Annotated in this window: 35 protein-coding genes and 1 pseudogene; 28 read left to right on the plus strand and 8 right to left on the minus strand. The window is 37.3% G+C overall.

Annotated elements, in window-relative coordinates:
- The first annotated feature begins 7 nt into the window (after window positions 1–7).
- The 3 genes from J2Z26_RS08770 to J2Z26_RS08780 all read left to right on the plus strand — a co-directional run bounded on the left by J2Z26_RS08770 (window position 8) and on the right by J2Z26_RS08780 (window position 2,988).
- A complete protein-coding gene (locus J2Z26_RS08770) occupies window positions 8–799 on the plus strand; it encodes an SDR family NAD(P)-dependent oxidoreductase (protein ID WP_193539634.1) in 792 nt (263 codons plus the stop codon).
- Between the two features lie 367 nt (window positions 800–1,166).
- Window positions 1,167–1,685, plus strand: a complete 519-nt coding sequence (locus J2Z26_RS08775; protein WP_193539633.1) for a sigma-70 family RNA polymerase sigma factor — start codon at window positions 1,167–1,169, stop codon at window positions 1,683–1,685.
- Window positions 1,678–2,988, plus strand: a complete 1,311-nt coding sequence (locus tag J2Z26_RS08780; RefSeq protein ID WP_193539632.1) for a DUF4179 domain-containing protein — start codon at window positions 1,678–1,680, stop codon at window positions 2,986–2,988. Before J2Z26_RS08775 ends, J2Z26_RS08780 begins: the two co-directional genes overlap by 8 nt.
- Window positions 2,989–3,023: 35 nt before the next feature.
- Here J2Z26_RS08780 and J2Z26_RS08785 read toward each other — a convergent pair whose 3' ends face one another.
- On the minus strand, window positions 3,024–3,218 hold the full coding sequence (locus tag J2Z26_RS08785; RefSeq protein WP_193539631.1) for a YqzH family protein: 195 nt from the start codon (window positions 3,216–3,218) through the stop codon (window positions 3,024–3,026).
- Window positions 3,219–3,369: 151 nt separating this feature from the next.
- On the opposite strand from J2Z26_RS08785, the gene J2Z26_RS08790 reads away from it, so the two are divergent.
- The gene (locus J2Z26_RS08790; RefSeq protein WP_193539630.1) at window positions 3,370–4,632 is read left to right on the plus strand and encodes a Y-family DNA polymerase; all 1,263 of its coding nucleotides are present in this window, start codon (window positions 3,370–3,372) and stop codon (window positions 4,630–4,632) included.
- A gap of 25 nt (window positions 4,633–4,657) precedes the next feature.
- Window positions 4,658–4,987 carry a YolD-like family protein gene (locus J2Z26_RS08795; RefSeq protein WP_193539629.1) on the plus strand — a complete coding sequence of 110 codons (330 nt, stop codon included), beginning with the start codon at window positions 4,658–4,660 and terminating at the stop codon, window positions 4,985–4,987.
- Window positions 4,988–5,207: 220 nt separating this feature from the next.
- Here J2Z26_RS08795 and J2Z26_RS08800 read toward each other — a convergent pair whose 3' ends face one another.
- Window positions 5,208–5,408, minus strand: coding sequence for a CDGSH iron-sulfur domain-containing protein (locus J2Z26_RS08800; RefSeq protein WP_193539628.1), 201 nt, complete (start codon window positions 5,406–5,408; stop codon window positions 5,208–5,210).
- Between the two features lie 164 nt (window positions 5,409–5,572).
- Between J2Z26_RS08800 and J2Z26_RS08805 the strand changes: the two genes are divergently transcribed.
- Complete coding sequence (locus tag J2Z26_RS08805; protein ID WP_193539627.1) at window positions 5,573–5,905, plus strand: iron-sulfur cluster biosynthesis family protein; 333 nt, start codon at window positions 5,573–5,575, stop codon at window positions 5,903–5,905.
- Entirely contained in the window at window positions 5,902–6,144 is a 243-nt protein-coding gene (locus J2Z26_RS08810) for a DUF2552 family protein (RefSeq protein ID WP_193539626.1), read from the plus strand. Before J2Z26_RS08805 ends, J2Z26_RS08810 begins: the two co-directional genes overlap by 4 nt.
- A gap of 34 nt (window positions 6,145–6,178) precedes the next feature.
- Here J2Z26_RS08810 and J2Z26_RS08815 read toward each other — a convergent pair whose 3' ends face one another.
- The 3 genes from J2Z26_RS08815 to J2Z26_RS08820 all read right to left on the minus strand — a co-directional run bounded on the left by J2Z26_RS08815 (window position 6,179) and on the right by J2Z26_RS08820 (window position 8,266).
- Window positions 6,179–7,084, minus strand: coding sequence for an alpha/beta hydrolase (locus tag J2Z26_RS08815; protein ID WP_193539625.1), 906 nt, complete (start codon window positions 7,082–7,084; stop codon window positions 6,179–6,181).
- A gap of 95 nt (window positions 7,085–7,179) precedes the next feature.
- On the minus strand, window positions 7,180–7,302 hold the full coding sequence (locus J2Z26_RS22275; RefSeq protein ID WP_264467128.1) for a hypothetical protein: 123 nt from the start codon (window positions 7,300–7,302) through the stop codon (window positions 7,180–7,182).
- 73 nt (window positions 7,303–7,375) lie between these two features.
- Window positions 7,376–8,266 carry a hydroxymethylglutaryl-CoA lyase gene (locus tag J2Z26_RS08820; RefSeq protein ID WP_193539624.1) on the minus strand — a complete coding sequence of 297 codons (891 nt, stop codon included), beginning with the start codon at window positions 8,264–8,266 and terminating at the stop codon, window positions 7,376–7,378.
- 190 nt (window positions 8,267–8,456) lie between these two features.
- Between J2Z26_RS08820 and J2Z26_RS08825 the strand changes: the two genes are divergently transcribed.
- The 5 genes from J2Z26_RS08825 to J2Z26_RS08845 all read left to right on the plus strand — a co-directional run bounded on the left by J2Z26_RS08825 (window position 8,457) and on the right by J2Z26_RS08845 (window position 12,198).
- Entirely contained in the window at window positions 8,457–9,647 is a 1,191-nt protein-coding gene (locus J2Z26_RS08825; protein ID WP_193539623.1) for an acetyl-CoA C-acetyltransferase, read from the plus strand.
- A 303-nt stretch (window positions 9,648–9,950) separates the two neighbouring features.
- Complete coding sequence (locus J2Z26_RS08830; RefSeq protein ID WP_193539622.1) at window positions 9,951–10,640, plus strand: CoA transferase subunit A; 690 nt, start codon at window positions 9,951–9,953, stop codon at window positions 10,638–10,640.
- Window positions 10,641–10,661: 21 nt separating this feature from the next.
- Window positions 10,662–11,318, plus strand: a complete 657-nt coding sequence (locus J2Z26_RS08835; RefSeq protein WP_193539621.1) for a CoA transferase subunit B — start codon at window positions 10,662–10,664, stop codon at window positions 11,316–11,318.
- Window positions 11,319–11,414: 96 nt separating this feature from the next.
- Complete coding sequence (locus J2Z26_RS08840; protein ID WP_193539620.1) at window positions 11,415–11,672, plus strand: YqkE family protein; 258 nt, start codon at window positions 11,415–11,417, stop codon at window positions 11,670–11,672.
- A gap of 10 nt (window positions 11,673–11,682) precedes the next feature.
- Window positions 11,683–12,198: a GrpB family protein gene (locus tag J2Z26_RS08845; RefSeq protein ID WP_193539619.1), complete on the plus strand. Its 516-nt coding sequence runs from the start codon at window positions 11,683–11,685 to the stop codon at window positions 12,196–12,198.
- 27 nt (window positions 12,199–12,225) lie between these two features.
- On the opposite strand, the gene J2Z26_RS08850 is transcribed toward J2Z26_RS08845, so the two are convergent.
- Both J2Z26_RS08850 and mciZ read right to left on the minus strand, forming a co-directional pair.
- A complete protein-coding gene (locus tag J2Z26_RS08850; protein WP_193539618.1) occupies window positions 12,226–13,149 on the minus strand; it encodes an aldo/keto reductase in 924 nt (307 codons plus the stop codon).
- Between the two features lie 115 nt (window positions 13,150–13,264).
- A pseudogene (gene mciZ / locus J2Z26_RS08855) lies at window positions 13,265–13,390 on the minus strand (Z-ring formation inhibitor MciZ); the annotation flags it as partial.
- A 91-nt stretch (window positions 13,391–13,481) separates the two neighbouring features.
- Between mciZ and J2Z26_RS08860 the strand changes: the two are divergent.
- Window positions 13,482–14,033 (plus strand): NUDIX domain-containing protein, encoded by a 552-nt coding sequence (locus J2Z26_RS08860; protein WP_193539616.1) that lies wholly within the window; start codon window positions 13,482–13,484, stop codon window positions 14,031–14,033.
- Between the two features lies 1 nt (window position 14,034).
- Window positions 14,035–15,207 carry an endonuclease Q family protein gene (locus tag J2Z26_RS08865; protein WP_193539615.1) on the plus strand — a complete coding sequence of 391 codons (1,173 nt, stop codon included), beginning with the start codon at window positions 14,035–14,037 and terminating at the stop codon, window positions 15,205–15,207.
- 20 nt (window positions 15,208–15,227) lie between these two features.
- On the opposite strand, the gene J2Z26_RS08870 is transcribed toward J2Z26_RS08865, so the two are convergent.
- Window positions 15,228–15,785, minus strand: a complete 558-nt coding sequence (locus J2Z26_RS08870; protein ID WP_193539614.1) for a GNAT family N-acetyltransferase — start codon at window positions 15,783–15,785, stop codon at window positions 15,228–15,230.
- Between the two features lie 145 nt (window positions 15,786–15,930).
- Here J2Z26_RS08870 and spoIIM point away from each other — a divergent pair, with 145 nt between their 5' ends.
- From spoIIM to spoVAC, 14 genes are all read left to right on the plus strand, one after another.
- Window positions 15,931–16,581 carry a stage II sporulation protein M gene (spoIIM, locus tag J2Z26_RS08875; protein WP_193539613.1) on the plus strand — a complete coding sequence of 217 codons (651 nt, stop codon included), beginning with the start codon at window positions 15,931–15,933 and terminating at the stop codon, window positions 16,579–16,581.
- Window positions 16,582–16,692: 111 nt separating this feature from the next.
- Window positions 16,693–17,166, plus strand: a complete 474-nt coding sequence (gene fur / locus J2Z26_RS08880; RefSeq protein WP_193539612.1) for a ferric iron uptake transcriptional regulator — start codon at window positions 16,693–16,695, stop codon at window positions 17,164–17,166.
- A gap of 105 nt (window positions 17,167–17,271) precedes the next feature.
- Window positions 17,272–17,499: a YqzK family protein gene (locus tag J2Z26_RS08885; RefSeq protein ID WP_193469350.1), complete on the plus strand. Its 228-nt coding sequence runs from the start codon at window positions 17,272–17,274 to the stop codon at window positions 17,497–17,499.
- Between the two features lie 6 nt (window positions 17,500–17,505).
- Window positions 17,506–18,396, plus strand: coding sequence for a site-specific tyrosine recombinase XerD (gene xerD, locus J2Z26_RS08890; RefSeq protein ID WP_193539611.1), 891 nt, complete (start codon window positions 17,506–17,508; stop codon window positions 18,394–18,396).
- Between the two features lie 207 nt (window positions 18,397–18,603).
- A complete protein-coding gene (gene deoB, locus J2Z26_RS08895; RefSeq protein WP_193539610.1) occupies window positions 18,604–19,794 on the plus strand; it encodes a phosphopentomutase in 1,191 nt (396 codons plus the stop codon).
- Between the two features lie 5 nt (window positions 19,795–19,799).
- A complete protein-coding gene (locus J2Z26_RS08900) occupies window positions 19,800–20,615 on the plus strand; it encodes a purine-nucleoside phosphorylase (protein WP_193539609.1) in 816 nt (271 codons plus the stop codon).
- 20 nt (window positions 20,616–20,635) lie between these two features.
- Window positions 20,636–21,940 (plus strand): pyrimidine-nucleoside phosphorylase, encoded by a 1,305-nt coding sequence (locus J2Z26_RS08905; protein WP_193539608.1) that lies wholly within the window; start codon window positions 20,636–20,638, stop codon window positions 21,938–21,940.
- Between the two features lie 110 nt (window positions 21,941–22,050).
- On the plus strand, window positions 22,051–23,217 hold the full coding sequence (locus J2Z26_RS08910; RefSeq protein ID WP_193539607.1) for a D-alanyl-D-alanine carboxypeptidase family protein: 1,167 nt from the start codon (window positions 22,051–22,053) through the stop codon (window positions 23,215–23,217).
- Window positions 23,218–23,328: 111 nt separating this feature from the next.
- Window positions 23,329–23,679: an anti-sigma F factor antagonist gene (spoIIAA, locus tag J2Z26_RS08915; RefSeq protein ID WP_193539606.1), complete on the plus strand. Its 351-nt coding sequence runs from the start codon at window positions 23,329–23,331 to the stop codon at window positions 23,677–23,679.
- A 1-nt stretch (window position 23,680) separates the two neighbouring features.
- The gene (gene spoIIAB / locus J2Z26_RS08920; RefSeq protein WP_193539605.1) at window positions 23,681–24,118 is read left to right on the plus strand and encodes an anti-sigma F factor; all 438 of its coding nucleotides are present in this window, start codon (window positions 23,681–23,683) and stop codon (window positions 24,116–24,118) included.
- Between the two features lie 13 nt (window positions 24,119–24,131).
- Window positions 24,132–24,890 (plus strand): RNA polymerase sporulation sigma factor SigF, encoded by a 759-nt coding sequence (sigF, locus tag J2Z26_RS08925; protein ID WP_193539604.1) that lies wholly within the window; start codon window positions 24,132–24,134, stop codon window positions 24,888–24,890.
- A gap of 135 nt (window positions 24,891–25,025) precedes the next feature.
- Window positions 25,026–25,646, plus strand: a complete 621-nt coding sequence (locus tag J2Z26_RS08930; RefSeq protein ID WP_193539603.1) for a stage V sporulation protein AA — start codon at window positions 25,026–25,028, stop codon at window positions 25,644–25,646.
- Window positions 25,636–26,058, plus strand: coding sequence for a stage V sporulation protein AB (locus J2Z26_RS08935; protein WP_193539758.1), 423 nt, complete (start codon window positions 25,636–25,638; stop codon window positions 26,056–26,058). The genes J2Z26_RS08930 and J2Z26_RS08935 overlap by 11 nt, the downstream gene beginning before the upstream one ends.
- 27 nt (window positions 26,059–26,085) lie before the next feature.
- Window positions 26,086–26,538 carry a stage V sporulation protein AC gene (gene spoVAC, locus J2Z26_RS08940; protein WP_193539602.1) on the plus strand — a complete coding sequence of 151 codons (453 nt, stop codon included), beginning with the start codon at window positions 26,086–26,088 and terminating at the stop codon, window positions 26,536–26,538.
- The last annotated feature ends 9 nt before the right edge of the window (window positions 26,539–26,547 follow it).

The following is a 26,547-nucleotide window of genomic DNA, read 5'->3' on the forward strand; positions in this document are numbered from 1 at the left end:
TGATTTAATGGGTCGATTAAACGGTAAAATCGTTGTTATAACAGGGGCTTCTTCCGGAATTGGTGAAAGGATTGCCTATTTAGCTGCTGAGCAGGGTGCTACACCTATTCTACTAGCGCGAAGTTATAAAGCATTAGAAGAGATTGCTTCTACCATTAAGCAGCGTTATAACGTTCCTTGTGCTTATTATGAGCTTGATGTTAGTAATACAGTAGCTGTGGGAACAGTATTTAATCAAATTCTTTCTGAGCATAAGAAAGTAGATGTGCTGGTGAACAATGCAGGGTTTGGTGTTTTTGAAAATGTCATTGATACAGATCTTTCTAAAATAGAATCGATGTTTGATGTGAATGTACTTGGACTTGTTGCTTGCACGAAGATGGTACTTCCACAAATGATTGAGAGAAATACAGGTCATATTATTAACATTGCATCGCAGGCGGGAAAAATCTCTACACCAAAGTCCAGCGTCTATTCTGCTACTAAACATGCTGTTCTTGGCTTTACAAATGGGCTCAGACTTGAGCTTGCAAATTCGAATGTATTTGTAACTGCAGTCAATCCTGGTCCAATTAAAACGAGATTCTTTGAAATTGCAGATGAATCAGGGAACTATGTTAAAAACGTTGAAAAGTTCATGCTTGACCCTGATTTTGTAGCTCGTAAAGTCGTTAATACAATGCTTATTCAAAAACGGGAACTTAACCTACCTGGCTGGATGAACATGGGAAGTATTTTTTATTATTTATTCCCAACCACATTTGAGAAGATTGGAAAAAAAACCATCTTTAAGAAGTGATATTGAGGGATTAGTGGCGTTGAAGTGGACTCAGATTCCGTTATTTATCAAATAGAGCTACTTTTTGAGGTGTAACCGGACTCAGATTCCACTATTAGTACAAAAAGGCGTTAAATAGGTTGTTTTTTGAGTCAATAACGGATTCTCAGTCCGCGAACCCTTTAGATAGACCTTTTTTTATAAATAAAGGAATCTGAGTCCACATACGGGCGGGGTTTATTCGAACCCTATTAAAGGTCACCAATCAGGTGGCCTTTTTTGTTTGAAAAATTTTAAAATCAACTAAAACCTTTTTACTTGTTATATAGTCTAATTGATGACAACAAGGAAAACGACTTGCGAACCAACCAAGGGAGAGGATCATAAAATGTGCGCTCAAGTACTTATTAAGAGGGCGAAAAAAGGAGACGAACATGCCTTTTATTCTCTTATCTCAGCTCATAAAGAGCAGTTATATAGAATTGCATATTCCTATTTAAAAAGTGAACAAGATTCATTAGAGGCCATCCAAGAAGTTACGTTTCGGGCTTATAAAGCTTTACCAAAGCTCAAAGATGACTTTTTTTTCTCAACCTGGCTTATTCGAATCATGATTAATTACTGTAATGACCAGATTCGAAAAAAGAAGCGGGAAACACTTACCTCCATAGAGCTTGAAGTTCCTTATGTAGACAACACAGATCGTTTTGAACTAGAAGAAGCAATTGAGGCGCTAGATGAAAAATCAAAAGAAGTAATCACCCTTAAATATTTTCAGGATTTAAAGGTAAAAGACATTGCAGAAATTCTCGATTGTCCAGAGGGAACCGTCAAAACATGGCTAAGTAAGGCTTTGAAAAAACTTCGTGATCAAATTGAATCAAAAGGTGGGATGAAGCATGTTTGAAAAAGAAGAAAAGCAATTACAAAATTTAAAGCAACACTATGATGATATACCAATCCCGGCATCGATTGATGAGCGTATTTTAAAAGGAATTCATCGAGCGAAAAAGAAGAAGCGTTTTTCTAGTGTAAAATGGGGAAGCTTAGCTGCTGGTTTATTTATTGTTATTTTACTTACATCAATTCGTGTTTCACCTACATTTGCTGGCTACATTAGTAACATTCCAGGACTTGAGAAAATTGTAGAGTTGGTTCGCTTTGATAAGGGACTTATGTCTGCAATTGAAAATGATTTTTATCAGGAGATTAATGTTTCCCAAGAGCACCAGGGGATTAACATTACTATTGATGGAGCCATAGTGGATGAACAAAAGATGGTGCTATTCTACACTTTAGAAAGTAATCGAGATATCGATTCTGTATTCCCTGATAAAATTAAACTGCAAGATGAAAATGGAAAGGATATTGAAAAAATAGGGTTCAGCTATGGGGGATTCCAAGATCTTATTAAAGGTCAGCCTGTTGCAAATACGATAGATTTTCATTTTGAAGAACAAAATTTTCCTGAGTCTTTAATTCTTTCAGTGAAGCTGTCTGAGTTAGATTCTACATGGGAAATTCCCTTTACAATTGACCAATCAAAGTACCAGGGGATGAAGGAAGTGATCCCTCTTAATGAAACGGTCTCTATCGAAGGTCAGAAGATTACCTTCGACAAGGTAACTATATTACCAACAAGGGTAGCCGTTCAATTAAAGTATGATGAGGCGAATACAAAACAAATTTTCGCATTCGAAGATCTTCGTCTTATTGATGAAAACGGGGAGCGTTGGAATGGTATATCCAATGGTATATCGGCTTCTCACCTTAGTAACAATGAAAGAATCATTTACCTCCAAAGTAACTATTTCAAAAAACCTAAAGAACTCTATCTTGAATTTAGCTCAGTCCGAGCGCTTGATAAAGATGAACTTGAGGTAGTGGTTGATACGGCAACGAATGAGCTTTTAAAGGCACCTAAAGATGGAATGTTATCTTCGGTGGAAAAACGTGGGCATGATCTCGCATTTCTACTTAATTCATCTCATCCTTCTGATGAAAACTTTCATTATAGCTTGTTTTCACATGATTACAGAGACCAAGCAGGTAACGAATATAGCAGTAATAGTTCATTTAGTTCAGATAGTCCAGATGGTAAACAAATAGGTTTGGTGTTGGAGAATTTAGAGTTCACAAATCCTCTCACCTTTACAATTGTTGACTATCCTTCACGTATTACAGAAGCTGTACGTATTAAAATCAAATAAAGTAAAAAGCTCTCCTGCCAGTCTAGGAGAGCTTTTTACTTACTTAAATATTCGTAAACAACATCATTAATTAAATCATGCAAATCCGCATTCTTATCTTCTTCGATTGCCTTTGAGACTTTATCGTAAAGGTCATCATATTCCCTCTCGGATAGAGGAACAGAATCCAAATCATGGTTGTATTGATAAAAACAGTTCCGAATCATCTTATGTATCAGCTTTTTATCCATTTTACACCTCTGCCTTCACGTATGCCCACTTATCTTACCATATTTATGATAAAAATGTGTCTTAAATTCCCATTGAAAACGAACGTATATTCCCTTATGATATAGAGTATAATATAAGAACATACATTCTTGTTGTGAGGGAGGGTGTAGGATGGTCGATTACAGTCAAATGCCAAGAAGTAAAATATTATGTGTCGATATGAAGAGCTTCTATGCAAGCTGTGCAGCTGTGCTGTTAGGGCTTGATCCATTAGAATGTTATCTTGCTGTTGTTGGTGATACAGAACGACAAGGGAGTATTGTTCTAGCGGCATCACCCCGGATGAAGCAAGAATTTGGAATTAAAACTGGTTCACGGCTTTTCGAAATCCCGAAGGATCCACGAATTCAAATTGTTAATCCGAAAATGGCTACGTACCTTAGAATTTCCACGGAAATTACACGATTGTTTAACCGTTATGTACCAAAGGACGCAATTCACACCTACAGTGTCGATGAAAGCTTTATTAAAGTGGACGGAGTCGAAAAGCTATGGGGAGATGCAACAACCATTGCTGAAAAAATAAAAGCAGATATTGCCCATGAATATCAGTTACCCTGCGCCATTGGAATTGGTCCTAATATGCTTATGGCAAAGCTTTGCCTCGACTTAGAAGCAAAGAAAAAAGGAGTTGCCGAATGGACCTATGAGGATATTGAGCAAAAGCTTTGGCCACTTTCGCCATTAAGCAAAATGTGGGGAATTGGTAGTAGAGTTGAGAAAACCTTAAATCGAATGGGTATTTTTACAGTCGGTCAGCTTGCGAATTACCCATTAGAGCTGCTTGAAAAAAAGTTCGGAGTAATGGGAAATCAGCTTTATTATCATGCTTGGGGAATTGACCTTTCAGAGCTAGGAGCACCGATTGTGAAAGGGCAAATTAGCTTTGGGAAAAGTCAAATTTTGTTAAGGGATTACCCAGACCCAAAAGAGGTAAAGCATGTTCTGCTCGAAATATGCGAGGATGTTGCGAAAAGGGCTAGGTCTCATAAAAAGATAGGAAGGACGATTAGCTTAGGTATTGGATATAGCAAGGATGAATTTGGAGGGGGCTTTCACCGCTCCAAAACCATTGATACTCCGACCAACCTGACAATGGAAATTTACAACGTATGTCTAGACCTTTTTGATAAGCATTATACACAAAAAACAGTCCGGCAGATTTCAGTTTCCATTTCTAATTTAGAAGATGATTACGAAATGCAGCTAGACCTATTTTACACCAATCGTGTAAAGCAGCGTGAGGTTGGATATGTGATGGATTCCATCCGGAATAAATATGGTTCAGATGCAATTTTACGAGCAGTTTCCTATACGAAAGCGGGGACTGCAAGACATCGAAGTAAGCTGGTTGGAGGACATAAGGCTAACTAGGTTTGAAAGGAAGTGAAAGCTTGAAATGATTAGAGATCGTGGAACGATTAAATGGACAGCAATGATGCTTCCGGAGCATGTAAAGATGTTAAGAGATTGGACCGAAGAAGACACACATATGGTAAAACCGGAGCTTGATGAACAACAGCTAGAAGAAATGAATGAGGTGCTTTATCTTGCTCTAGAAGAGGGGAGTGAGTTACTTATTACGTATCACGAGCACAAACAACATCGAATACTAATCGGTCATGTTCACCATTATGATCAAGTGACACGGAAGCTTCATATTGTTGATAAGTTTGATGCTCCTCATTATATTGCAATAGAGGAAGTCATTGATGTTAGAAGGCAGTAAAGAAAAACATCCAACCAATTAAGGCTGGATGTTTTTTTGTGGTCTAGGAAATTATGAAGTGTAACATTGTTTATAAGGCCTCAAGTTTTACTACGTCCAGCTACAGCGCCTAGCCCCTCGAGGTCAAATAACCTGTTCCATAAAAAGTCAAAGAGCAGACTTTTTCTGTCACAGAACATTTGCTTGTCTGGGCTGATCAAGGCGCTTGCGCTTTTGTTCCTTATTCTCCTGCACGAACAACCGATTCGAATTTTCCTTTATGACTTGCATCACAGAACGGCATTTTAGAGGAAAGCCCACATCGACAGAGTGAAAAGGCTTGTTTTGTTTCAAGAACGTTTCCTTCCCCATCAAGTAATTCAACATCCCCAGTAACACGAAGAGAACCGTTATCGTTTACTTTAATTTGCACCTTTGACATACTATACCTCCTTCTTGTATTCATACATTTGATAATACTCATTCTGTTGTAAAAACTCAAATAAACTTTCAAGAATTTGTCCAATTATTCCTACAATATGTATAAAATCTGTAAATATGCTAAACTAATATGTATTCGTACATTTAATAAAAGGGGATTTATTCGTGAAGTTAACATTTACAGAAAAGGCGATCGAAAAGCTAGAAAGTAAGCTAGCGAATTCAAATAAATGGTTAAAATTAAAATATGATACCGAGGGCTGTGGTTGTGTAGTAAGTGGTGTTGCAGCTTTATGGCATGTGGAGAAACAAGAGGATGATGATCTAGTTCTAGAAACAAACTACCGTCCTGTCTTGGTTGAAAAAACAAAGCTTGTCTTTTTTGATGATGAGATGAAGATAGATATCGTAGAATCTGCCAATTGTTATATATTAAAAAGTGCAAACCAGATTTTTAACCCACGAATGATGTTTGTCGAAAAGGGTGAAGAAAAATGAAAAACAAGCTAACGACCATAAAAAATATAGCAGAAAACAAAACATGGGTTTCCTTCCTAAATGAAAATCATCCCTACAGTCTACTACATTGGTCTGTTGCAGGAGTGAATCAAGAACAGAAGAATGTCTGGCTCATACAGGATGAGGTTACCTTTGAAGTACAAGAGTTTGATACGATAGGTCTGGCTCTTTCCTGGATTGATGAAAACATGAAAGAAATTACAGATGTATTAGGATAATAACGCAAAAAGGATGCGAACGTACGCATCCTTTTTATGCCCTTATTTCCTCAAAAAACTCATCCACAATCTGTTCATATTGTTCCTGGTTGTCACCATAGGAATAGGCATGAGCACCTTTTTCAGCGATAAATAGCTTCTTACTTCCTTCTTTCATTTTATAAAGTTGCTTCGTCATTTCAGGAAGGATATAATCATCTTTTGCGCTGTGGATAAATAAAATTGGATTTCTAATATTTTTGATAACCGATAAAGGCGAAACATCCTTGATTGAGTAACCGTCACGTAGCTTTAAAAAAAGATTGGCAAAGGGCATAACGGCTATAGCTGGAATATTGAACTCTACTTTCAAACGATATTTAAGCTGAGCCTCAAAATCAGAAAAAGGACAATCAGCGATGTAGAAGTCAGCTCCATCTTCAACCATTCCTGCATATAGAAGGGTTGTGACAGCTCCCATTGACTCGCCGTGAATGCCTAAAGTAATATCTGCACCATAACGATTTTTCACCCAATCTACAACTGCTTTAAGGTCATACTTTTCATAATGACCATAGCTAGTGGTCTTTCCTCCAGATTCACCATGTCGACGCTGGTCGTAGACAATAACATTCCAACCACGTTTACGAAAGATCTTCATGTACTTAAGGGAGTTTACTTTGTTCATCGTTACTCCATGAGAAATGATAATAAACTTTTTTTCACTCCATCCTCTTAGTAGCCATCCAGAAATGGTGTAACCATAAGGAGATGAAATGTTGATAATTTCTTTATCGAGGTGCTCAAACTCGTCCTTGGTGAACCGACCTTCAGATATTTCTCGATTATAAATATCAGCATCAGCTTTCTTTTTAATGAACATGACCATATTCGTAAAAAACACACCAACTGCAATCATATATCCAATTACAATCCCAAGAGTAATTAATACCTTCTTCATAAATAAGGCCTCCACAAAAAATCTACACATCTATTTTATCATTAGAAATAAAAATCCGTAACCTTTAAAAGCGTTACGGATCTTTTCGAACTCTATTATTGCTTTGAATTCTGGCGGTTAGTAGGATGAATTGCTTTTTCCATTTCTTCAGCAGCCATTACGTTATTAGTTGTATCCGAATTTGGTTTACCTTTTTGAGCTTTATTCTTTTTAGCCAATCTCAACACTCCATTCTAAAATGATGGAATTAGTTTATGGAAAGGCTTATAGGTCTATTCAAATAAGCAAAAATTAATTTGAGTGCAAACGATAATACTTGCTTTCAATCGGTCTTGACAAATGTGGCTCAATAACAGCAATAGCATCAACAACTTTAGTTAAATCTATTCCTGTTTCAATCCCCATTTGGTGGAGCATGAACACTACATCCTCCGTTGCTACATTTCCTGTTGCTCCAGGGGCAAATGGACATCCACCTAAGCCACCAGCAGAAGTATCAAAACGAGTGATACCCGCCTGCAGAGCGGAGAATACATTGGCGATAGCCATTCCACGAGTATCATGAAAATGAGCAGTTAAAAGAGTTTCTGGTAAAGCTACTTTTAGTTTAGTAAATAGAGAATAAACTTCTTGCGGATTTGCCATTCCATTTGTATCTGCGACACTCAGCTCATCTACACCTAAAGAAGCAAACTGCTGACAAAGACGAACTACATCTTCTTCATTCATCTTACCATCATAAGGGCAATAAAAAGAGGTGGAAATGCAAGCACGCACAAAATACCCTTTCTCTTTTAGTTCGCCAATTATTGGAGTTAGCTCCTCCATACTTTCAGAAGTTGTTTTATTAATATTTTTTTTATTAAAGGTTTCACTCACCCCAACAAAGACCGCGACAGCTTTACAAGCTGTTTCATATAGACGGTCAATTCCTTTACGGTTCGGTGCTAATACGAAGTTACGTGTTTCATCAAGACAATTTGTAATAACGTCATTAGCATCGGCCATTTGTGGTACCCATTTAGGTGATACAAAGGATGTAAGTTCCATCTCTTTAATGCCAGCTTCTTTTAACTTATGTATAAATGCAATTTTTTCCTCAGTAGGAAGTAGATTTTTTTCATTTTGAAGCCCATCTCTTGGTCCAACCTCAATAATGGAAACACTGTTTGGCAAGTTCATTAAAATCCCCCTCGTCAGCTTACTAAATTCACTATATACTATTCTAGTAGAAATCTTTTGAAAATTGCAAGAGCCATAGAAATCTTGTGAAATTTAGAGGGATTTTGCAACGAAACTAGAAATATATATGTATATTGGCAATATTATTTGCAGACTTTTTGCTGAAAAGAAGAGACAAGGGGATGATAGTATGAGTACGAATGAAGTAGTAATTGTAAGCGCTGTCCGAACAGCTATTGGTAGTTTCGGAGGAACATTACAAAATGTTTCAGCAACAGAATTAGGAGCAATCGCAATCAAGGGCGCTTTAGAAAAAGCTGGACTTGAAGCAAGTCATATAGATGAAGTGATCATGGGAAATGTGTTACAAGCTGGTTTAGGTCAAAACCCAGCACGTCAAGCAGCAATTAAAGCTGGGTTACTACATGAAACACCATCACTAACCATTAACAAGGTGTGTGGATCAGGCTTAAAAGCTGTTCATCTAGCTACACAGGCGATCTTAGCGGGAGATGCTGAAGTAGTAGTAGCGGGTGGAATGGAAAACATGAGCCAGGCTCCTTACCTATTAAAGAATGCAAGAAACGGCTACAAGATGGGAGACCAAAAGGTAGTAGATAGCATGATTTCAGATGGCTTATGGTGTGCATTTAACGACTACCACATGGGAATTACAGCTGAAAACTTATGTGATAAATATGAACTAACAAGAGAAGAACAAGATGAATTCGCAGCGGCTAGCCAACAAAAAGCAGTTGCAGCAATTGAAGCAGGTAAGTTCAAGGATGAAATTGTACCAGTGGAAATTCCACAACGCAAAAAAGAAAGCATTATATTCGATACAGACGAGTATCCACGTGCAGGTACAACAGCTGAAAAGCTAGGTGGCCTACGTCCAGCATTCAAAAAAGACGGTTCAGTAACAGCAGGAAATGCTTCTGGAATCAATGACGGTGCTGCTGCAGTTATTGTGATGAGCAGAAAAAGAGCAGATGAACTTGGTATCAAGCCTTTAGTAACAATCAAAGCAAACGGTAACGCTGGTGTAGACCCAAGCATCATGGGAATTGGACCAGTATCTGCAGTGAAAAAAGCACTTGAAAAAGCAAGCCTTCAGTTAAGTGATATCAACCTAGTAGAAGCAAACGAAGCCTTTGCTGCACAATCACTAGCTGTAGACCGAGAGCTTCAATTTAACAAAGAAAACCTAAACGTTAACGGTGGCGCAATCGCATTAGGTCACCCAATTGGAGCAAGCGGTACAAGAATCCTAGTAACACTTATCCATGAAATGAAACGCAGAAACGACAAATACGGCCTAGCAACCCTATGCATCGGCGGCGGCCAAGGCGTAGCAACAATTGTAGAAAATGTAGAGTAGTATATTTAAATAAACGCTCTTTCAGTAAAGGTTGTTTGTTTAAATATAATTGAAGAGTGTATTGGAGCGGAAGACACTTGACTCCTGCGGGAAGTAGAGGAAAGGTCGAGACCCCGCAGACGGAACGTCGAGGAGGCTCGACTTCCTCCCCGATGGGAATTCGCTCTTGAAAAAGCCGGCAGTTGGGCTTTTTCATAATTCCCCGCGGAAAGCAAGTGTCTGCAGCGAAAAGGAACGGTCAAGGTTCAAAGAAGAAATCAGCATTCTTCAAAAAGCCAAATTAAAAGAAAATGAGGTGTAGAAATGAAACCGATTTATTCTTCATTTAGCGAAGCAGTTAAAGATATCCATGACGGAGCTACCCTTATGGTTGGGGGCTTTGGTCTATGCGGAATCCCAGAAAACCTATTACTAGCTCTAGTAGATAAAGGTGTAAAAGACCTAACAGTAATATCTAATAACTGTGGTGTCGATGACTGGGGCTTAGGCCTACTATTGCGAAACAAACAAATCAAGAAAATGATTGGCTCCTACGTTGGAGAAAATAAAGAGTTTGAACGCCAAGTGCTATCAGGGGAAATTGAGGTAGAACTGGTACCTCAAGGAACACTAGCAGAGAAAATTCGTGCTGGTGGTGCGGGAATCCCTGCTTTTTACACTCCTGCAGGTGTTGGCACTCCAATTGCAGAAGGAAAAGAAGTAAGAGTATTTAACGGGAAAGAATACTTATTAGAAGAAGCGTACCAAGCAGACTTCAGCCTTGTACGTGCCCAAAAAGCTGACAAAATGGGGAACCTAATCTATAACAAAACAGCACGCAATTTCAATCCAATGATTGCAGCTGCTGGAACGGTAACAATTGCAGAAGTAGAAGCGCTATATGAAATCGGAGAATTAGATCCAGCTATGGTACATACGCCAAGCATCTATGTGCAAGGTTTAGTTGTGGGAGCACAAGAAAAGCGTATTGAGCGCCTGACTGTAAAGAAATAAATTGAAAGGAGAGTAAAGAAAATGACAAATACACGTGAAAAAATTGCCATTCGTGCAGAAAAAGAGATTGAGAGCGGCTTCTATGTAAACTTAGGTATTGGGATTCCTACACTAGTAGCGAATTATATATCTGATAACAAACAAGTTGTTTTACAATCAGAAAATGGATTACTGGGTATTGGACCTTATCCAACAGAAGATACCGTTGATCCGGATTTAATTAATGCTGGTAAGGAAACGGTAACTGCCATTCCAGGTGCTGCATATTTTGACAGCGCAGAGTCATTTGCGATGATTCGTGGTGGTCATGTGAATATTGCGATTTTAGGTGGAATGGAAGTATCTGAGAATGGTGACCTGGCAAACTGGATGATTCCTGGTAAAATGATTAAGGGAATGGGCGGAGCAATGGACCTTGTTCATGGAGCCCAAAGAATTATTGTCATAATGGATCATGTGAATAAGGCAGGCGAGTCGAAGATATTAAAAGAGTGCACACTTCCGCTAACTGGAAAAGGTGTAGTTAATCGTATTATTACAGATCGTGCTGTTCTTGATGTTACCGAGAATGGTCTAAAGTTAGTTGAAGTTGCGAAGGGCTTTACAGTGGAAGATATTATCGCTTCAACAGAGCCAGAGCTTATCATTGATGAAAATGTAAGATTAGAAGCCTATTAAAAAGGTAGCGGGTAGCCACATGGCTACTCGTTTTTTTAACTATTAAAGAAATAATATGCTATAATTTTTTAGAAAATGGTAGTGGAGGATTGAAAGATGGCAAAGAAAAAACAGAAACAACAACGTCAAGCAGCTCCTAAACAAAATGATGACAAAGTAAGTTTAGGAGACTTTCTAAATAAAGATATTGTAGCAAAACTGAAAGAAACGCAAAAAGAGTTAAAGGAAGTTGAACAGCGTAAGGCAGAAGCTGAGCTCGAGAAACAAAAAGAAGAACGTCGCCTACGTGAGAAAAATAAATCATTCGAAGAGCTGTTGAATGAAAGTAATTTAAAATGGAACGAATATAAATAGGTTTCGATCTATGAGAAAAGTAGAAGTGTCAAGTTATAATGAAAATTGGTCACAAGATTATCAAAGGGAAGCCGAGAGAATTAGAGCAATATTTGCACCAATCATACTAGATATATACCATATCGGGAGCACTTCTGTTCCAGGGTTAAGTGCCAAGCCAGTTATCGATATTTTAGTAGAAGTATCATTGTTAGAGAAGGTAGACAATTTTAATCAGGATATGGAACAACTAGGCTACGAGGCTAGGGGAGAAAATGGGATTCCAAGGCGGAGGTATTTTCAAAAGGGCGGAGATAACCGAACTCACCATGTTCATATTTTTGAAAAAGGAAACACAGAGATTGAACGGCATGTTATATTTCGAGATTATCTAATAAACCATCCACAAGAAGCTAACCGTTATGGATCATTAAAAGAGGAACTTGCTGAAAAATTTCCGTACGATATAGAAAAGTATATATCAGGTAAAGACCCTATTGTAAAAGAACTAGATGAAAAAGCAAAACAGTGGCGTCAAAATCATTGACGCCACTGTTTTTTTACTTGATATGAATTACATCCTGTGTTGCTCATACAAGCTGGCTTTCGACAATTCGCGCAGTATCCTCACTTGATTATCAGTTAATGGTGTAGAAGATACAGCCTCAACATTGTCTACAAGTTGTTCTATTTTACTCGCTCCTGCCACAACAGAGGCAACAACAGAATCATATAGGCAATATTGTAATGCAATTTCAGTGAGTGATCTCTCACTAGCTAACTCCTCTTTTAGGGATTGTCTCAATGAAGCCAGTTCTTCGTAAGAATAATCTAGATATCCATTCTCTTTAATTTTAGAATTGGTAGATTCAAGAGGCTTGTCGGTTAATAGCCCTTTAGCAACGGGACCTCTACATACTACACTAATGTTATGCTCCTTTAATAAAGGAAAGACCTCTTCGGGACGTCGATCTAATAAACTATACTGCATCATAACACTAACAATGGATGAGCGTTCTATGTATTCCTTTATTACATTTGGACGGATGGAGGAAATACCATAATACCTAATAAGTCCTTCCTTCTTTAAATCCTCAAAAGCCTCTATCGTCTCATCTATGTTATCTTCTATCGTTCCACCGTGTAATTGGTATAAGTCAATATAATCAGTTTGTAACCTGAGTAATGAATCCTTTACAACGGATTTAATATAGTCTTTTGATGGATCCCATGACCAACCTTTTTTGCTAGTATTCCAGCGGTTTCCTACTTTAGTGGCAAGGATAATATCTTTGCGTTTACTTTTAATTGCTCGTCCAACAAATTCTTCATTTACTCCGAAGTCATAAAGGTCAGCTGTATCAAGATAATTAATCCCTGAATCTGTCGCTTTATGTATAATTTCTGAAGCTTGTTTTTCTTCTTTACCAAGTGACATGCAGCCTAACCCAAGCTCACTAACAATAAGGTCAGAGTTTCCAATTTGCCTAGTTTTCATTTTTAAACCACTCCTTGAAAGCAATTGTAAGTGAGACAAGAATTAAATACAAATAATGAGTTTAATCAGTATGAATTCCATTTTTCTTACTTGTTCTTTGTTGATGATGGAGGGACATTTCACTAGATTGAATCCATTCCTGTACCGTATCAAACTGTTTACTGTATTCTTTTAACTTAGCCCGAATCTCCCACGCCTTACCTACTAAGGTAATTCCATTGTGTGTAATATATATTTTCACCCAGAGATCCTCCCCGTAATTGCAAGTGTTTTTAAATGATATGGTAGAATGTATGTGGCAATAATAATGATTAGAACGAGGAGATGATTAAATGGACCACTTAATAGAAAAGACCATATCTAAGGAGATATTATATAAAGGGAAGGTAATAAATCTTCAAATTGAGGATGTTGAGTTACCAAACGGAAAAACAAGTAAACGGGAAATAATAAAACACCCTGGTGCAGTCGCTATCCTTGCAATAACAGATGAAAATAGAATCGTAATGGTGCAACAATATCGCAAGGCGCTAGAACGTGTCATTGTCGAAATTCCTGCTGGTAAGTTAGAGCCTGGAGAAAAGCCCGAAATAACTGCATTAAGAGAGTTAGAAGAAGAAACAGGCTATGAGTGCAAAACATTAAGTCATTTAATTTCCTTTTATACATCCCCTGGATTTGCAGATGAAATCATTCACTTATATATTGCGAGAGGTCTAACGAAAAAAGAGCAATCTGCAGACCTAGATGAAGACGAATTTTTAGATGTTTTAGAAGTAACACTAGAGGATGCAGAAAAGCTTATCGCGGCAAAAAAGATATACGATGCGAAAACAGCATATGCAGTCCAATTTTTACAATTGAAAAAGGCACTAGGCGATTAAGATGCAAAGTTATTATGTAGATTTACATATTCACATAGGTAGAACAGCTACAGGAAAGCCGGTTAAAATTACGGGAGCAAAATCACTAACGATTGAAAATATTTTAGTTGAAGCGACAGAAATCAAGGGAATGGATATGATAGGAGTGATTGACTGTCATGTGCCTGAAGTCCTCGATGAACTTTCAATACTTATTAATAAAGGTGAAGTATTTGAATGGGATGAAGGTGGACTAAGATTTCAAGATGTAACGCTAATTTTAGGAGCAGAAATTGAAATCAATGACGACAATTGTAAAGGACCTATACATGTATTAGCCTTTATGCCTACGATTGACAAAATGCGTGAGTTTTCAGTGTGGCTATCTGAAAGACAAAAAAATATCACATTGAGCTCTCAGCGTATCTATGAAACTGGATTAAACCTACAACAAAAGGTTAAAGAATTAGGTGGTCTTTTTATTCCAGCACATGTTTTTACCCCACACAAGAGCCTATATGGGAAAGGTGTTAATCATACGCTAACCGAAGTGTTTGATCCAACCATGATTGATGCAATAGAGTTAGGACTCAGCTCTAATACGGAGATGGCAGATCAAATATCAGAATTACATTCGTACACGTTCATCTCTAATTCTGATGCTCATTCTCTTCCGAAAATCGCTAGGGAATATCAGGTCATTGCAATGGAGACTCCAACTTTTGCTGAGCTTAAAAAGGCCTTGCATAAAGAGGAAGGAAGAGGAGTCATTGCAAATTACGGACTAGATCCAATACTGGGGAAATATCATCGAACCACTTGTGAAAAGTGCTTTCATTTAATTGATGATTATCTAATAGAAACATGCCCTAATTGTAGCCATAAAGGAATTATTAAAGGAGTCTATGATCGACTCCAAGAACTAAAGAATACAGAAGAAGAGAACCCAAATAGACCACCCTACATCCACCAGGTACCATTGGAATTCATACCTGGTTTAGGTTCGAAGACTCTAAATAAGCTTAGAGACTATTTTAAAACGGAAATGGCAATCATTCATGAGGCACCAGAAGATGCACTTTTATCTGTGGTTAAAAAACCAATTGTTGATACGATTTTAAAAGCAAGAAGTGGACAGCTTTCCATACATGCTGGAGGTGGAGGCAAATACGGTAAAGTAAAATCCCTTGAGTAAATCAGCTCAAGGGATTATTTTTATTTAATTTTTGAAAACACACAAGTATCTCTTAATGTGCCATCAACTGCGAGGTCATCATTTCGTAGGATTCCCTCGAGTGTATACCCCGCACGTTCAGCAACATTCCTACTATTAATATTAAGAGAGTCACAGCGAATTTCTACCCTTTTTGCATTAAGCTCTTCAAAAGCAAAGTTTGTTACTCCAACTACAGTTTCTGTAATATACCCCTGTTTTGCATGTCGAGAATCAATCCAATAACCGATTTCAAATTTCGGAAGGTCCCAATTAATTCGATGTAGACCAGTAGACCCAATGAACTGACAGGTTTCTTTATGAAAAATAAGAAGACGTAGATCCTTACGTAATAAAAAGTTAGCATGAGCTTCACGAATGTTAGCCTCAGTTTCCTCTAGCTTTGGCTCTTTTTGGGCAAAGGGCATCCACGGTTGTAACTCATTCATTGAAGCTCTTATTGCTTCGTTTACTGCCTTTCCATCACCAGGTAAAGGCATGCGGATAATTAGCCTATCAGTCGTTATTTCTGTAGGGAAATCTAGTAAAATTGGATTCATACTATCACCACTCTTCAAGTTTTTTGGAATTATAGCATGTATTTGGAAATTTTGTAACTAGTTTTTTAGATTTATCAAATTAACCTGTCATACATAAATTGATTAATTCATAGAATCAAGTAAGAGAATGATAGGAGGAGACATAATGAAAAAGCAGCAGCCACTTAAAGCAGCAATAATCTCACATGTTCGAGAACATTCCTCGATTTATATATTTATTACGGTCTTATTTCTAATGGGTGTAATCTTTGGTGCTATTGTCGTTAATAGTTTAAATTTTAGTCAAAAACAGGATCTTTATTATTATTTAAGTCGTTTTTTTGGACAAGTATCAGAGGGGAGTTTTGCGAATAGTACAGATATGTTTAAGCAAAGCTTTCTTCATAATATAAAATATGTGGGGCTTATGTGGATCCTCGGTATTTCTATTATAGGATTGCCAGTCATTCTTGTATTGTTATTTCTGAAAGGAGTCGTCGTTGGATTTACAGTGGGTTTTCTTGTAAATCAAATGGGCTTTGATGGATTTATATTGTCTTTTGTTTCAGTTCTTCCACAAAATCTATTAATTATTCCTGCTTTTATCGTTATTGGAACAGTAGCAGTTGCCTTCTCGTTAAAGATGATACGCCAACAATTTATGAAAAGGGCAAATGAGCCAATCTTTCCGTTACTAACACGCTATGCAATGTTAATGGTCGGTGTAGCATTAGTATTAATGACTGCCTCTGCATTTGAAGCATTTGCTTCACCAACTTTAATGAAAGGCGTTATTGATATGATTAATAATCAATAATAACTATTTATAAAGAAAAAGTATTTTTCCTACATTATAATTAATTTTATTTGGACAGTTCCTTTTCTTCTGTTATAATAAGTAAGGTAACGGCGAGGGAGGAATAGGTACATGGAACAAAGAATTGATAGAATAAAGAAGCAGTTGCACTCTTCTAGCTATAAGCTCACACCTCAACGTGAGGCGACTGTTCGAGTACTTCTTGAACATGAAGAGGATCATTTGAGCGCAGAAGATGTATACCTCCTCGTTAAAGAAAAGTCGCCAGAAATCGGATTAGCAACTGTATATAGAACACTTGAGTTATTAACCGAATTAAAAATTGTCGATAAAATAAATTTTGGTGATGGTGTTTCACGCTATGATTTACGCCAAGAAGGTGCAGCACACTTCCATCATCATCTCGTTTGCATTGAATGCGGGGCAGTTGATGAAATCCAAGATGATCTTTTAGAGGATGTTGAAGTAATCGTAGAAAGAGACTGGAACTTTAAAATTAAAGATCACCGTCTAACTTTCCACGGCATATGCCACCGTTGTCACGATAAAGTAGAAAATGAAGAAGAGAATAAAGATGATCAGTAAAAACCTTTTCTAATTAGAAAAGGTTTTTTCTTTTTAGACGTATAAAACTCGTCCCATTTGGCATATCTTCTAATATATATTATGTTTGGCTTTTTGGAGGCGACTATGAGAAAAACAGTACGGATGATGTTTGAAACAACTAAAGTATTTATCTTGTTTACGGGCTGCACGATTTTGTTTTATTATGGTATTATGTGGATTAACGAGGAATATTCAAATTACCATCGTTATGACGAACCAAAAGGTTCAGCTGTGAAAGTGGCATCAATGATAGAGGAAGAAGATAGTTCGTGGTTAAACCGATTGCTATTTTTTTATCACTTTGGGGAGTAATGTCTTTTGAAAGCTCATATAAACAAATTTATTCAATACCTAGTCGATGAGAGAAGACTAGCAGAAAACACGGTAATTTCATATAAACGAGATTTATCTAAATACGTTGACTATCTTATAAAACATGAAGAGATTGAATACCTTGATCATGTAAATAGAATTCAAATTCTTCACTTTTTGCAATATCTTAAGGACACAGGAAGTTCAGCAAAAACGATAGCACGACACATAGCGTCCATTCGTTCATTTCACCAGTATCTATTACGTGTTAGGATTACCAAAGAAGATCCGACAGTTCAAATAGAAACACCTAAAATGGAAAGGAATTTACCAAAAGTACTATCTTTATCTGAGGTAGAAGCCTTGCTAGAGGCACCTGATATAAATTCGCCATTGGGGTTACGAGACAAAGCAATTCTTGAAATGCTGTATGCTACAGGAATACGTGTAAGTGAGTTAACCAATCTAAATATTGAGGATGTACACTTGGAAATGGGGTTCATTCGTTGTATCGGTAAAGGCAACAAGGAACGAATTGTACCACTGGGAAAAGCTGCAAAAGAAGCAATTTATAATTATATAGAGAGAGGTAGACCAGAACTATTTAAAAATGATAGTTCACAAGCCCTATTTCTAAACCACAGAGGACAACGATTAACACGTCAAGGGTTCTGGAAGAATCTCAGGCAGATTGCAAGTAGTGCTGACGTTAAGAACGAGCTAACCCCGCATACTTTAAGACATTCTTTTGCTACACATTTGCTTGAAAATGGGGCAGATATACGAGCTGTTCAGGAAATGTTGGGGCACGCTGATATATCAACTACCCAAGTCTATACTAGAGTAACTAAGTCTAGGTTAAAAGATGTATACAATACATACCATCCAAGAGCATAAAAATAGATTAGTAGGTTAAAGTGATGCTGAATGTTCATAAATTCAGCATTTTTTATGTAATAGGAAGGTATTTATCTTGCCTTACATAGCCCGTACATCTTATACTCAAGATGTCAGACTTCCGACAAGTAAAACCTATACATATGTGGTTAAGTTGAACATCGAAAGGGAATATATAATTAATAAGATTAAAATAGGGGGTTTAGTATGTCTTCTTATACATATAAACGTGTCTTTCTAGTCGTTATGGATTCAGTAGGTATTGGTGAAGCACCAGATGCTGAAAAATTTGGTGATATTGGCTCAAATACATTAGGGCATATTGCAGAAAAAATGAATGGCTTGAAAATGCCGAATATGGAAAAACTCGGACTAGGTAATATTGGTGAGATTAAAGGAATAGAAAAGCAGCAGCAACCACTCGCATTTTATACGAAGATGCAGGAAGCTTCAAATGGAAAAGATACAATGACAGGACATTGGGAGCTAATGGGTCTACATATAGAGACTCCATTTCGTGTGTTTCCTGAAGGCTTTCCAAAAGAGCTTATTGATGAAATTGAAAGTAAGACAGGGCGTAAAGTGATTGGAAATAAGCCTGCTTCGGGAACTGAGATCCTAGATGAATTAGGAGCAGAGCATATGCAATCTGGTGCTTTGATCGTTTACACTTCAGCAGATTCAGTTTTACAAATTGCAGCACACGAAGAGGTAGTCCCACTAGAAGAACTGTATCAAATATGTGAGATTGCACGAGAATTGACTCTAGATGAAAAGTATATGGTAGGGCGTATTATTGCTCGTCCATTTATTGGGAATCCTGGAGAATTCCGAAGAACAGCAAACCGTCATGATTATGCCTTAAAGCCATTTGATAGAACAGTGATGAATGAGCTAAAAGACTCTGGTTATGATGTTATATCAATAGGGAAAATTGAAGATATCTATGATGGTGAAGGAATAACTAAAGCATTAAGAACAAAATCAAATATGGATGGTATGGATAAACTGGTGGATTCCTTAAAGATGGAATTTACTGGACTAAGTTTTTTAAATCTTGTTGATTTTGATGCGTTATATGGACACCGTAGGGATCCTATAGGTTACGGTAAAGCACTAGAGGAATATGATGCGAGGTTACCAGAAGTGTTTGAGTTATTAACAAACGATGATCTTCTTATTATTACAGCTGATCATGGAAATGATCCTACACATGAGGGGACGGACCATACACGTGAGTTTGTTCCACTCTTAATTTATAGTCCTAGAATGTCACAGGGAACAGAGATCCCTTCAAGAAAGACATTCGCAGACGTAGGTGCATCTATTGCTGATAATTTTAATGTGAAGGCTCCAAAGCATGGAGAAAGCTTCATTCATGAGTTAAACAGGGGGTAAAGAAGATGGATAAAAGTATAATTCAAAAATCAGCACAATTTCTACAATCAAAATTTCAACAAACGCCTGAAATAGGATTAATTCTTGGCTCAGGGCTTGGGGTTTTAGCGGATGAAATCGTGAACCCAACTAAAATTCCTTATAACGAAATTCCAGAATTTCCTGTCTCCACAGTGGAAGGACATGCAGGTCAATTAGTCTTTGGAACTTTACAAGGGAAAACAGTTGTTGCAATGCAAGGTCGTTTTCATTATTACGAAGGCTATTCGATGGATAAGGTAACTTTTCCAATTAGAGTAATGAAGGAATTGGGTGTTAGCACATTAATCGTTACGAATGCTGCTGGAGGGATCAACGAATCGTTCGAGCCAGGTGATTTAATGTTAATTACCGACCATATTAATAATACAGGACAAAATCCACTAATTGGACCTAATGATGGCGACTTAGGAGTACGTTTTCCAGATATGTCGGAAGCATATTCAAAAGAATTGCGTCAGTTGGCGAAAAAGGTTGCATCAGATTTACAGATTAACTTGAAAGAGGGAGTATATGTAGGGAATACCGGTCCGACCTATGAAACTCCAGCAGAAATTAGAATGCTACGAACAAATGGTGGAGATGCAGTGGGAATGTCTACCGTTCCAGAGGTTATTGTAGCTCGCCATGCTAAGCTAAATGTTCTCGGCATTTCCTGCATATCAAATATGGCTGCAGGAATACTTGATCAACCATTGACTCATGATGAAGTAATTGAAACAACAGAAATGGCCAAAGCTAATTTCCTAGCTTTTGTAAAACAAATTATTAATGAGCTTTAAACTAATTGAGGTGACAGATAATGCGAATGGTTGATTTAATAGAAAAAAAGCGTGATGGACATGCGTTAACAAAGGAAGAAATATCATTTATTATCAATGAATATACAAAAGGAAACATTCCTGACTATCAGATGAGTGCTTTTACAATGGCTGTCTATTTTCAAGGAATGACAGAGCAAGAACGTGCAGATTTGACACTTGCAATGGTTCATTCTGGAGATACAATTGATTTATCAAAAATCGAAGGAATTAAGGTAGATAAGCATAGTACAGGAGGGGTTGGCGATACTACCACTCTTGTTCTTGCCCCGCTTGTAGCAGCCGTTGGTGTGCCTGTAGCAAAAATGTCTGGTCGTGGTTTAGGTCACACCGGAGGAACAATTGATAAACTTGAGGCAGTAGCTGGTTTTCATGTTGAGATTGATAATGAGGAATTTATCCGATTAGTCAATAAGAACAAAGTAGCTGTCATTGGTCAAAGTGGAAATCTAACTCCTGCTGATAAGAAGTTATATGCACTAAGAGACGTTACTGCCACAGTTAATAGTATTCCGTTAATTGCTAGCTCAATCATGAGCAAAAAAATAGCTGCTGGCGCAGACGCAATCGTATTAGATGTAAAAACAGGTGCAGGTGCCTTCATGAAGGACTTGGAAGAGGCGAGAGAATTAGCAAAAGCGATGGTTGATATCGGGAATAATGTAGGACGACAAACGATGGCAGTTATCTCAGACATGAGTCAGCCACTTGGTTTTGCAATTGGTAATTCACTAGAAGTAAAAGAGGCTATTGATACACTAAGAGGGAATGGCCCGTCTGATCTTGAAGAGCTATGTCTCACACTAGGAAGTCATATGGTTGTTCTGGCGAAAAAAGCAACATCTACAGAAGAAGCGAGGTCAATGCTTAAAGAAGCAATATCTTCAGGGAAAGCATTGGATACCTTAAAACTATTCCTAAGCGCTCAAGGCGGAGATGCATCTGTTGTAGATGACCCAAGTAAACTGCCACAAGCCAAATACATAGTTGAGCTTGAAGCACAAGAGGCAGGTTATGTATCTGAAATCATTGCTGATTCAATCGGAACAGCAGCAATGTTACTTGGAGCAGGTAGAGCAACTAAAGAATCAACAATTGACTTGGCAGTTGGCTTAGAACTTAGAAAAAAAATTGGGGACGAAGTAGCCCAAGGTGAATCCCTTGTAACAATTCATAGTAACTTTGAAAATGTTCAAGAGGTAAAAGACAAACTTTATGCAAGTATCAAAATATCTTCAAACAAAGTAGAAGTTCCACCTTTAGTTTATGACAGAATTTTAGAATAATTTCTCCTTGAGGAAGCTGAGTATCTTTCAGCTTCTTTTTTTTGTGTATTTTGTATAATTTTGAGTTTGTTGGAAAAAATGGGATTGTATAAAGATTGGAGGGTTTGGAGATGAAACGTCTACTAACAAGTTTGTTATTCATTTCGTTAATCGTTTATAGCAGTACCCCATTCGCTTTTGCTGAAGAAAATACGTCTGTTGACCTAGCACCACAAGCAAAATCGGCTATTTTGATTGAACGTGATACTGGTGCAATCCTCTATGACAAAAATAGCCATGAAAAGCTTCCTCCTGCAAGTATGACAAAAATCATGACCATGGTATTGATTATGGAGGCTATTGATAAAGGCAATCTTACTTGGGAAGAAAAAATCCGCACAAGTGAGCATGCTGCATCAATGGGAGGCTCTCAGATTTTCCTAGAAGCTGGAGAAGAAATGACTACAGAGGAAATGATGAAAGGTATCGCAATTGCTTCCGGTAATGATGCATCTGTTGCAATGGCCGAAAGACTAGCTGGCTCTGAAGAGGCATTCGTCGAAATGATGAATAAAAAAGCAGAAGAGCTTGGGTTGAAAAATACAGTTTTCAAAAACCCAACAGGCTTACCAGCGGAAGGCCACTACAGTACAGCACATGACATGGCAATGATGGCAAAGGAATTACTAAAATACGAAGGAATTACAAAGTTCACTGGTAAATATGAAGATTACTTAAGAAATGATACCGATAAAAAGTTTTGGCTTGTTAATACAAATCGATTGGTTAAGTTTTATCCAGGAGTAGATGGTGTAAAAACAGGATTTACAAGTGAAGCAAAGTATTGCTTAACAGCAACTGCCCAGAAGAATAATATGAGGTTAATTAGTGTAGTGTTTGGTGCACCAACACCTAAGGATCGAAATGCCCAAATTACAAAGATGTTAGACTATGGATTCAGTCAATATAAGACACATCCAATGTATGAGCGTAATCAGGTAGTTTCAGATACGAAGGTTAGCAAAGGTAGTAAGAAGAAAATTAATTTAGTAACTTCTGAGCAAATCTCAGTTCTAACCAAGAAAGGTGAAAACATTGATGATGTTGTTCAAGAGGTTGTTGTGGATGAAAAAATCAATGCACCTATCAAAAAAGGTGACAAGCTTGGAACACTATTGCTCAAGAAAAACGATAAGGTTATAAGTGAAAGTCCTCTTATTGCGGAAGAAGACATCGATAGTGCTAGCTGGTGGAAATTATTTAAGCGAACTGTTGGGTCATTCACAAAATCTGAATAATAAATATTCCATCTTTTTTTGACGAAATGACACTAGTTTTGTCAGGAGGAAGGAAACTAGCATTTCAATAGCGAAATGACTCACTATACGAAAACAAGGAGGCTATGTACAGTGAGTCTAGCAATTGAACTAGAAGTTAAAAACAACGTTTTGTGCATTCGACTTGCAGGTGAACTTGATCACCATACAGCAGAGGAATTGCGTCAAAGAGTTACAAGTAAGCTTGAGGAAAACAAAATTAACCATATTATCCTAAACCTTGAGAAATTATCATTTATGGATAGCTCAGGTCTTGGTGTGATACTTGGGAGATATAAACAAATTAAAAATAACGGTGGGGAAATGGTAGTGTGTTCAATTTCTCCTGCGGTTAAACGTTTATTTGATATGTCTGGCTTATTTAAAATCATTCGATTAGAGCAGGATGAAGTTTTTGCGCTGCAAACATTGGGGGTGGCATAACATGAGAAATGAGATGCAACTTCAATTTTCAGCTTTAAGTCAAAACGAGTCTTTTGCTCGTGTAACTGTTGCAGCGTTTATTGCACAACTTGACCCTACAATGGATGAACTAACTGAGATTAAAACCGTTGTATCAGAAGCTGTAACGAATGCCATTATTCACGGGTACGACAATGATCCCAATGGAATTGTTTATATTCACTCTATAATTGAGGATGGCACAATTTACCTTACGATAAGAGATGAAGGTATTGGTATTGATAATGTGGATGAAGCTAGACAACCATTGTTCACAACTAAACCAGAGTTAGAACGATCAGGTATGGGCTTCACAATTATGGAAAATTTTATGGACGAAGTTGAGATCTTAACTTCAAAATCTGGTACTACTATACGTTTAGTAAAGCATTTACTCAATAGTAAATTGTTATGCAATTAAGGGAGACTTGCTTATGGATGTGGAGGTCAAGAACGAGAAGAGTCAGACGTACTTAAAAGATAATGAAGTAAAAGAGTTAATAAAACGTAGTCAAGCAGGCGAACAAGATGCAAGAGATCTCATTGTACAAAAAAATATGAGACTGGTCTGGTCTGTTGTACAACGGTTTTTAAATAGGGGATATGAACCGGATGATTTATTTCAAATCGGAAGTATTGGATTATTGAAGTCTGTAGATAAGTTTGATTTATCTTATGATGTAAAATTTTCTACCTATGCTGTTCCAATGATTATTGGTGAAATACAAAGATTCATTCGTGACGATGGTACTGTAAAAGTGAGTCGATCTTTAAAGGAAACGGGGAATAAAATTCGTAAAGCTAAGGATGATTTGTCCAAGCGATATGGACGAGTTCCGACAGTTGCTGAAATTGCAACTTACCTTGAGATTACTCCTGAGGATGTAGTTCTTGCGCAAGAGGCAAGTCGTACACCTTCTTCTATTCACGAAACTGTTTATGAAAATGACGGTGACCCAATCACTTTGCTTGATCAGATTGCAGATAATAGCGAAAATAAGTGGTTTGATAAAATCGCCTTAAAAGAAGCAATAAGAGAGTTGGACGAAAGAGAACGATTAATCGTGTATCTTAGGTATTATAAAGATCAAACTCAATCAGAGGTAGCCTCTAGGTTAGGGATATCTCAGGTCCAAGTCTCAAGGTTAGAAAAGAAAATACTGCAGCAAATGAAAGATCGAATGGGCGACTAGCCCGTTCGATTTTTTTTTGTACCATTTTTTTGCAGGTAGAGGTAATTAATGGAGGTTACAGTTCTTTTGTATTTAAAAATTAACAACAACCATACTAACTTATACAAGGAAATCAATGTGTAGGATGTGATTGTGATGGAAAATACGATGTATTTACGACTTTATAATCGTATTAAAGTACGTCCAAATGAAACCATCGTAATTAGCGATATTGCACAGATTGTTGCTCATCCAAAGTTTAAACAGGATGTCGAAAACCTAATTATTTATAAGATATCGTTACAGGACAAAAACTATGTGGTTATTGATATTACTAAGGTATTAGAACAAATTCGTAACAACTTTCCAAACTTGGAAATACAACCACTTGGTCCATCTCAATCATTAATTGAAATTATTATTGAAAGAAAGGCCATTACACCAGTCTTTTTTATTGCAATATGGTTATTGTTATTTTTTGGTGCAGCCTTGACGATTTTAAACTTTCACGAGGATGTAAGTATGCAGGAGGTACATCAGCGAATTTATACCATTATTACTGGAAAAGAGGAATATAAACCTTTGCTACTGCAGATCCCTTATTCCATCGGCCTGGGTCTGGGAATGATATTGTTTTTTAATCATATTTTTAGAAAACGAATTAATGAAGAACCTAGTCCACTTGAAGTTGAAATGTTCAACTATCAACAAGCGTTAGATCAATATATGATAATGACAGAAAATAAGAAAGCTAATGGAAGAACAAATGGCAGTTAAGGTCCTTCTTATCATTTTTATCGGATTTGCAGGTGGATTAGCAGTTGGAGCGGGTTTTGTTGCTTTCCTTGCTGTGTTAGGAATAATACCAAGAGTGACTCAGTTAACAAAAACAGCAAGATATATCCATTTGTATGAGTGGGGTGTTATTTTAGGGGCCTTTGCAGGAGGCTGGTCTAGCCTTAGAGATACGATGCTGTACGTTTCGAAGTTTTTATTAATTCCTATTGGTTTAGCTTGTGGAATTTTTGTTGGGATGCTAGCTGCAGCCTTAACTGAAGTACTGAACGTATTACCAATCTTAGCAAAACGAATAGGACTAGATAAAAAAATTGTGATTCTGGTAATGGCAATTGTATTTGGAAAGATAGCAGGATCTTTGTTCCACTGGATTTATTATGTCGATCTATAAAGTTAGATAGAAGGGCAGGAACACATTATGGGAAAGATGAAGGATAATTATAAAAATAGTATTAAAACCTATCAACCTAAGCCTCCCTATTTACTTAACTGTGTAAAGGCTTTTGTCATTGGTGGGCTAATATGTACTTTCGGAGAGCTTATTCAAAATTTCTATATAAACGTATTTGACTTCTCTGAAAAGTCAGCAGGTAATCCAACTATAGCCACATTAATTTTGATTGCTTCAATCTTAACAGGGCTGGGTGTCTACGATAAAATTGGGCAATTTGCAGGTGCTGGAACAGCAGTTCCGGTTACAGGCTTTGCAAACTCAATGACGAGTGCAGCAATAGAACATAGAAGTGAAGGGATCGTGCTCGGTGTAGCAACGAACATGTTCAAACTTGCTGGAAGTGTCATTGTCTTTGGAGTGGTAGGAGCCTATATCGTCGGTATTATTAGATACCTATTTACGGTCACATTATCTTAGGAGGATGTG

It is taken from the genome of Cytobacillus luteolus, assembly GCF_017873715.1.
In the GTDB taxonomy this organism is placed as follows: Bacteria; Bacillota; Bacilli; order Bacillales; family Bacillaceae_L; genus Bacillus_BV; species Bacillus_BV luteola.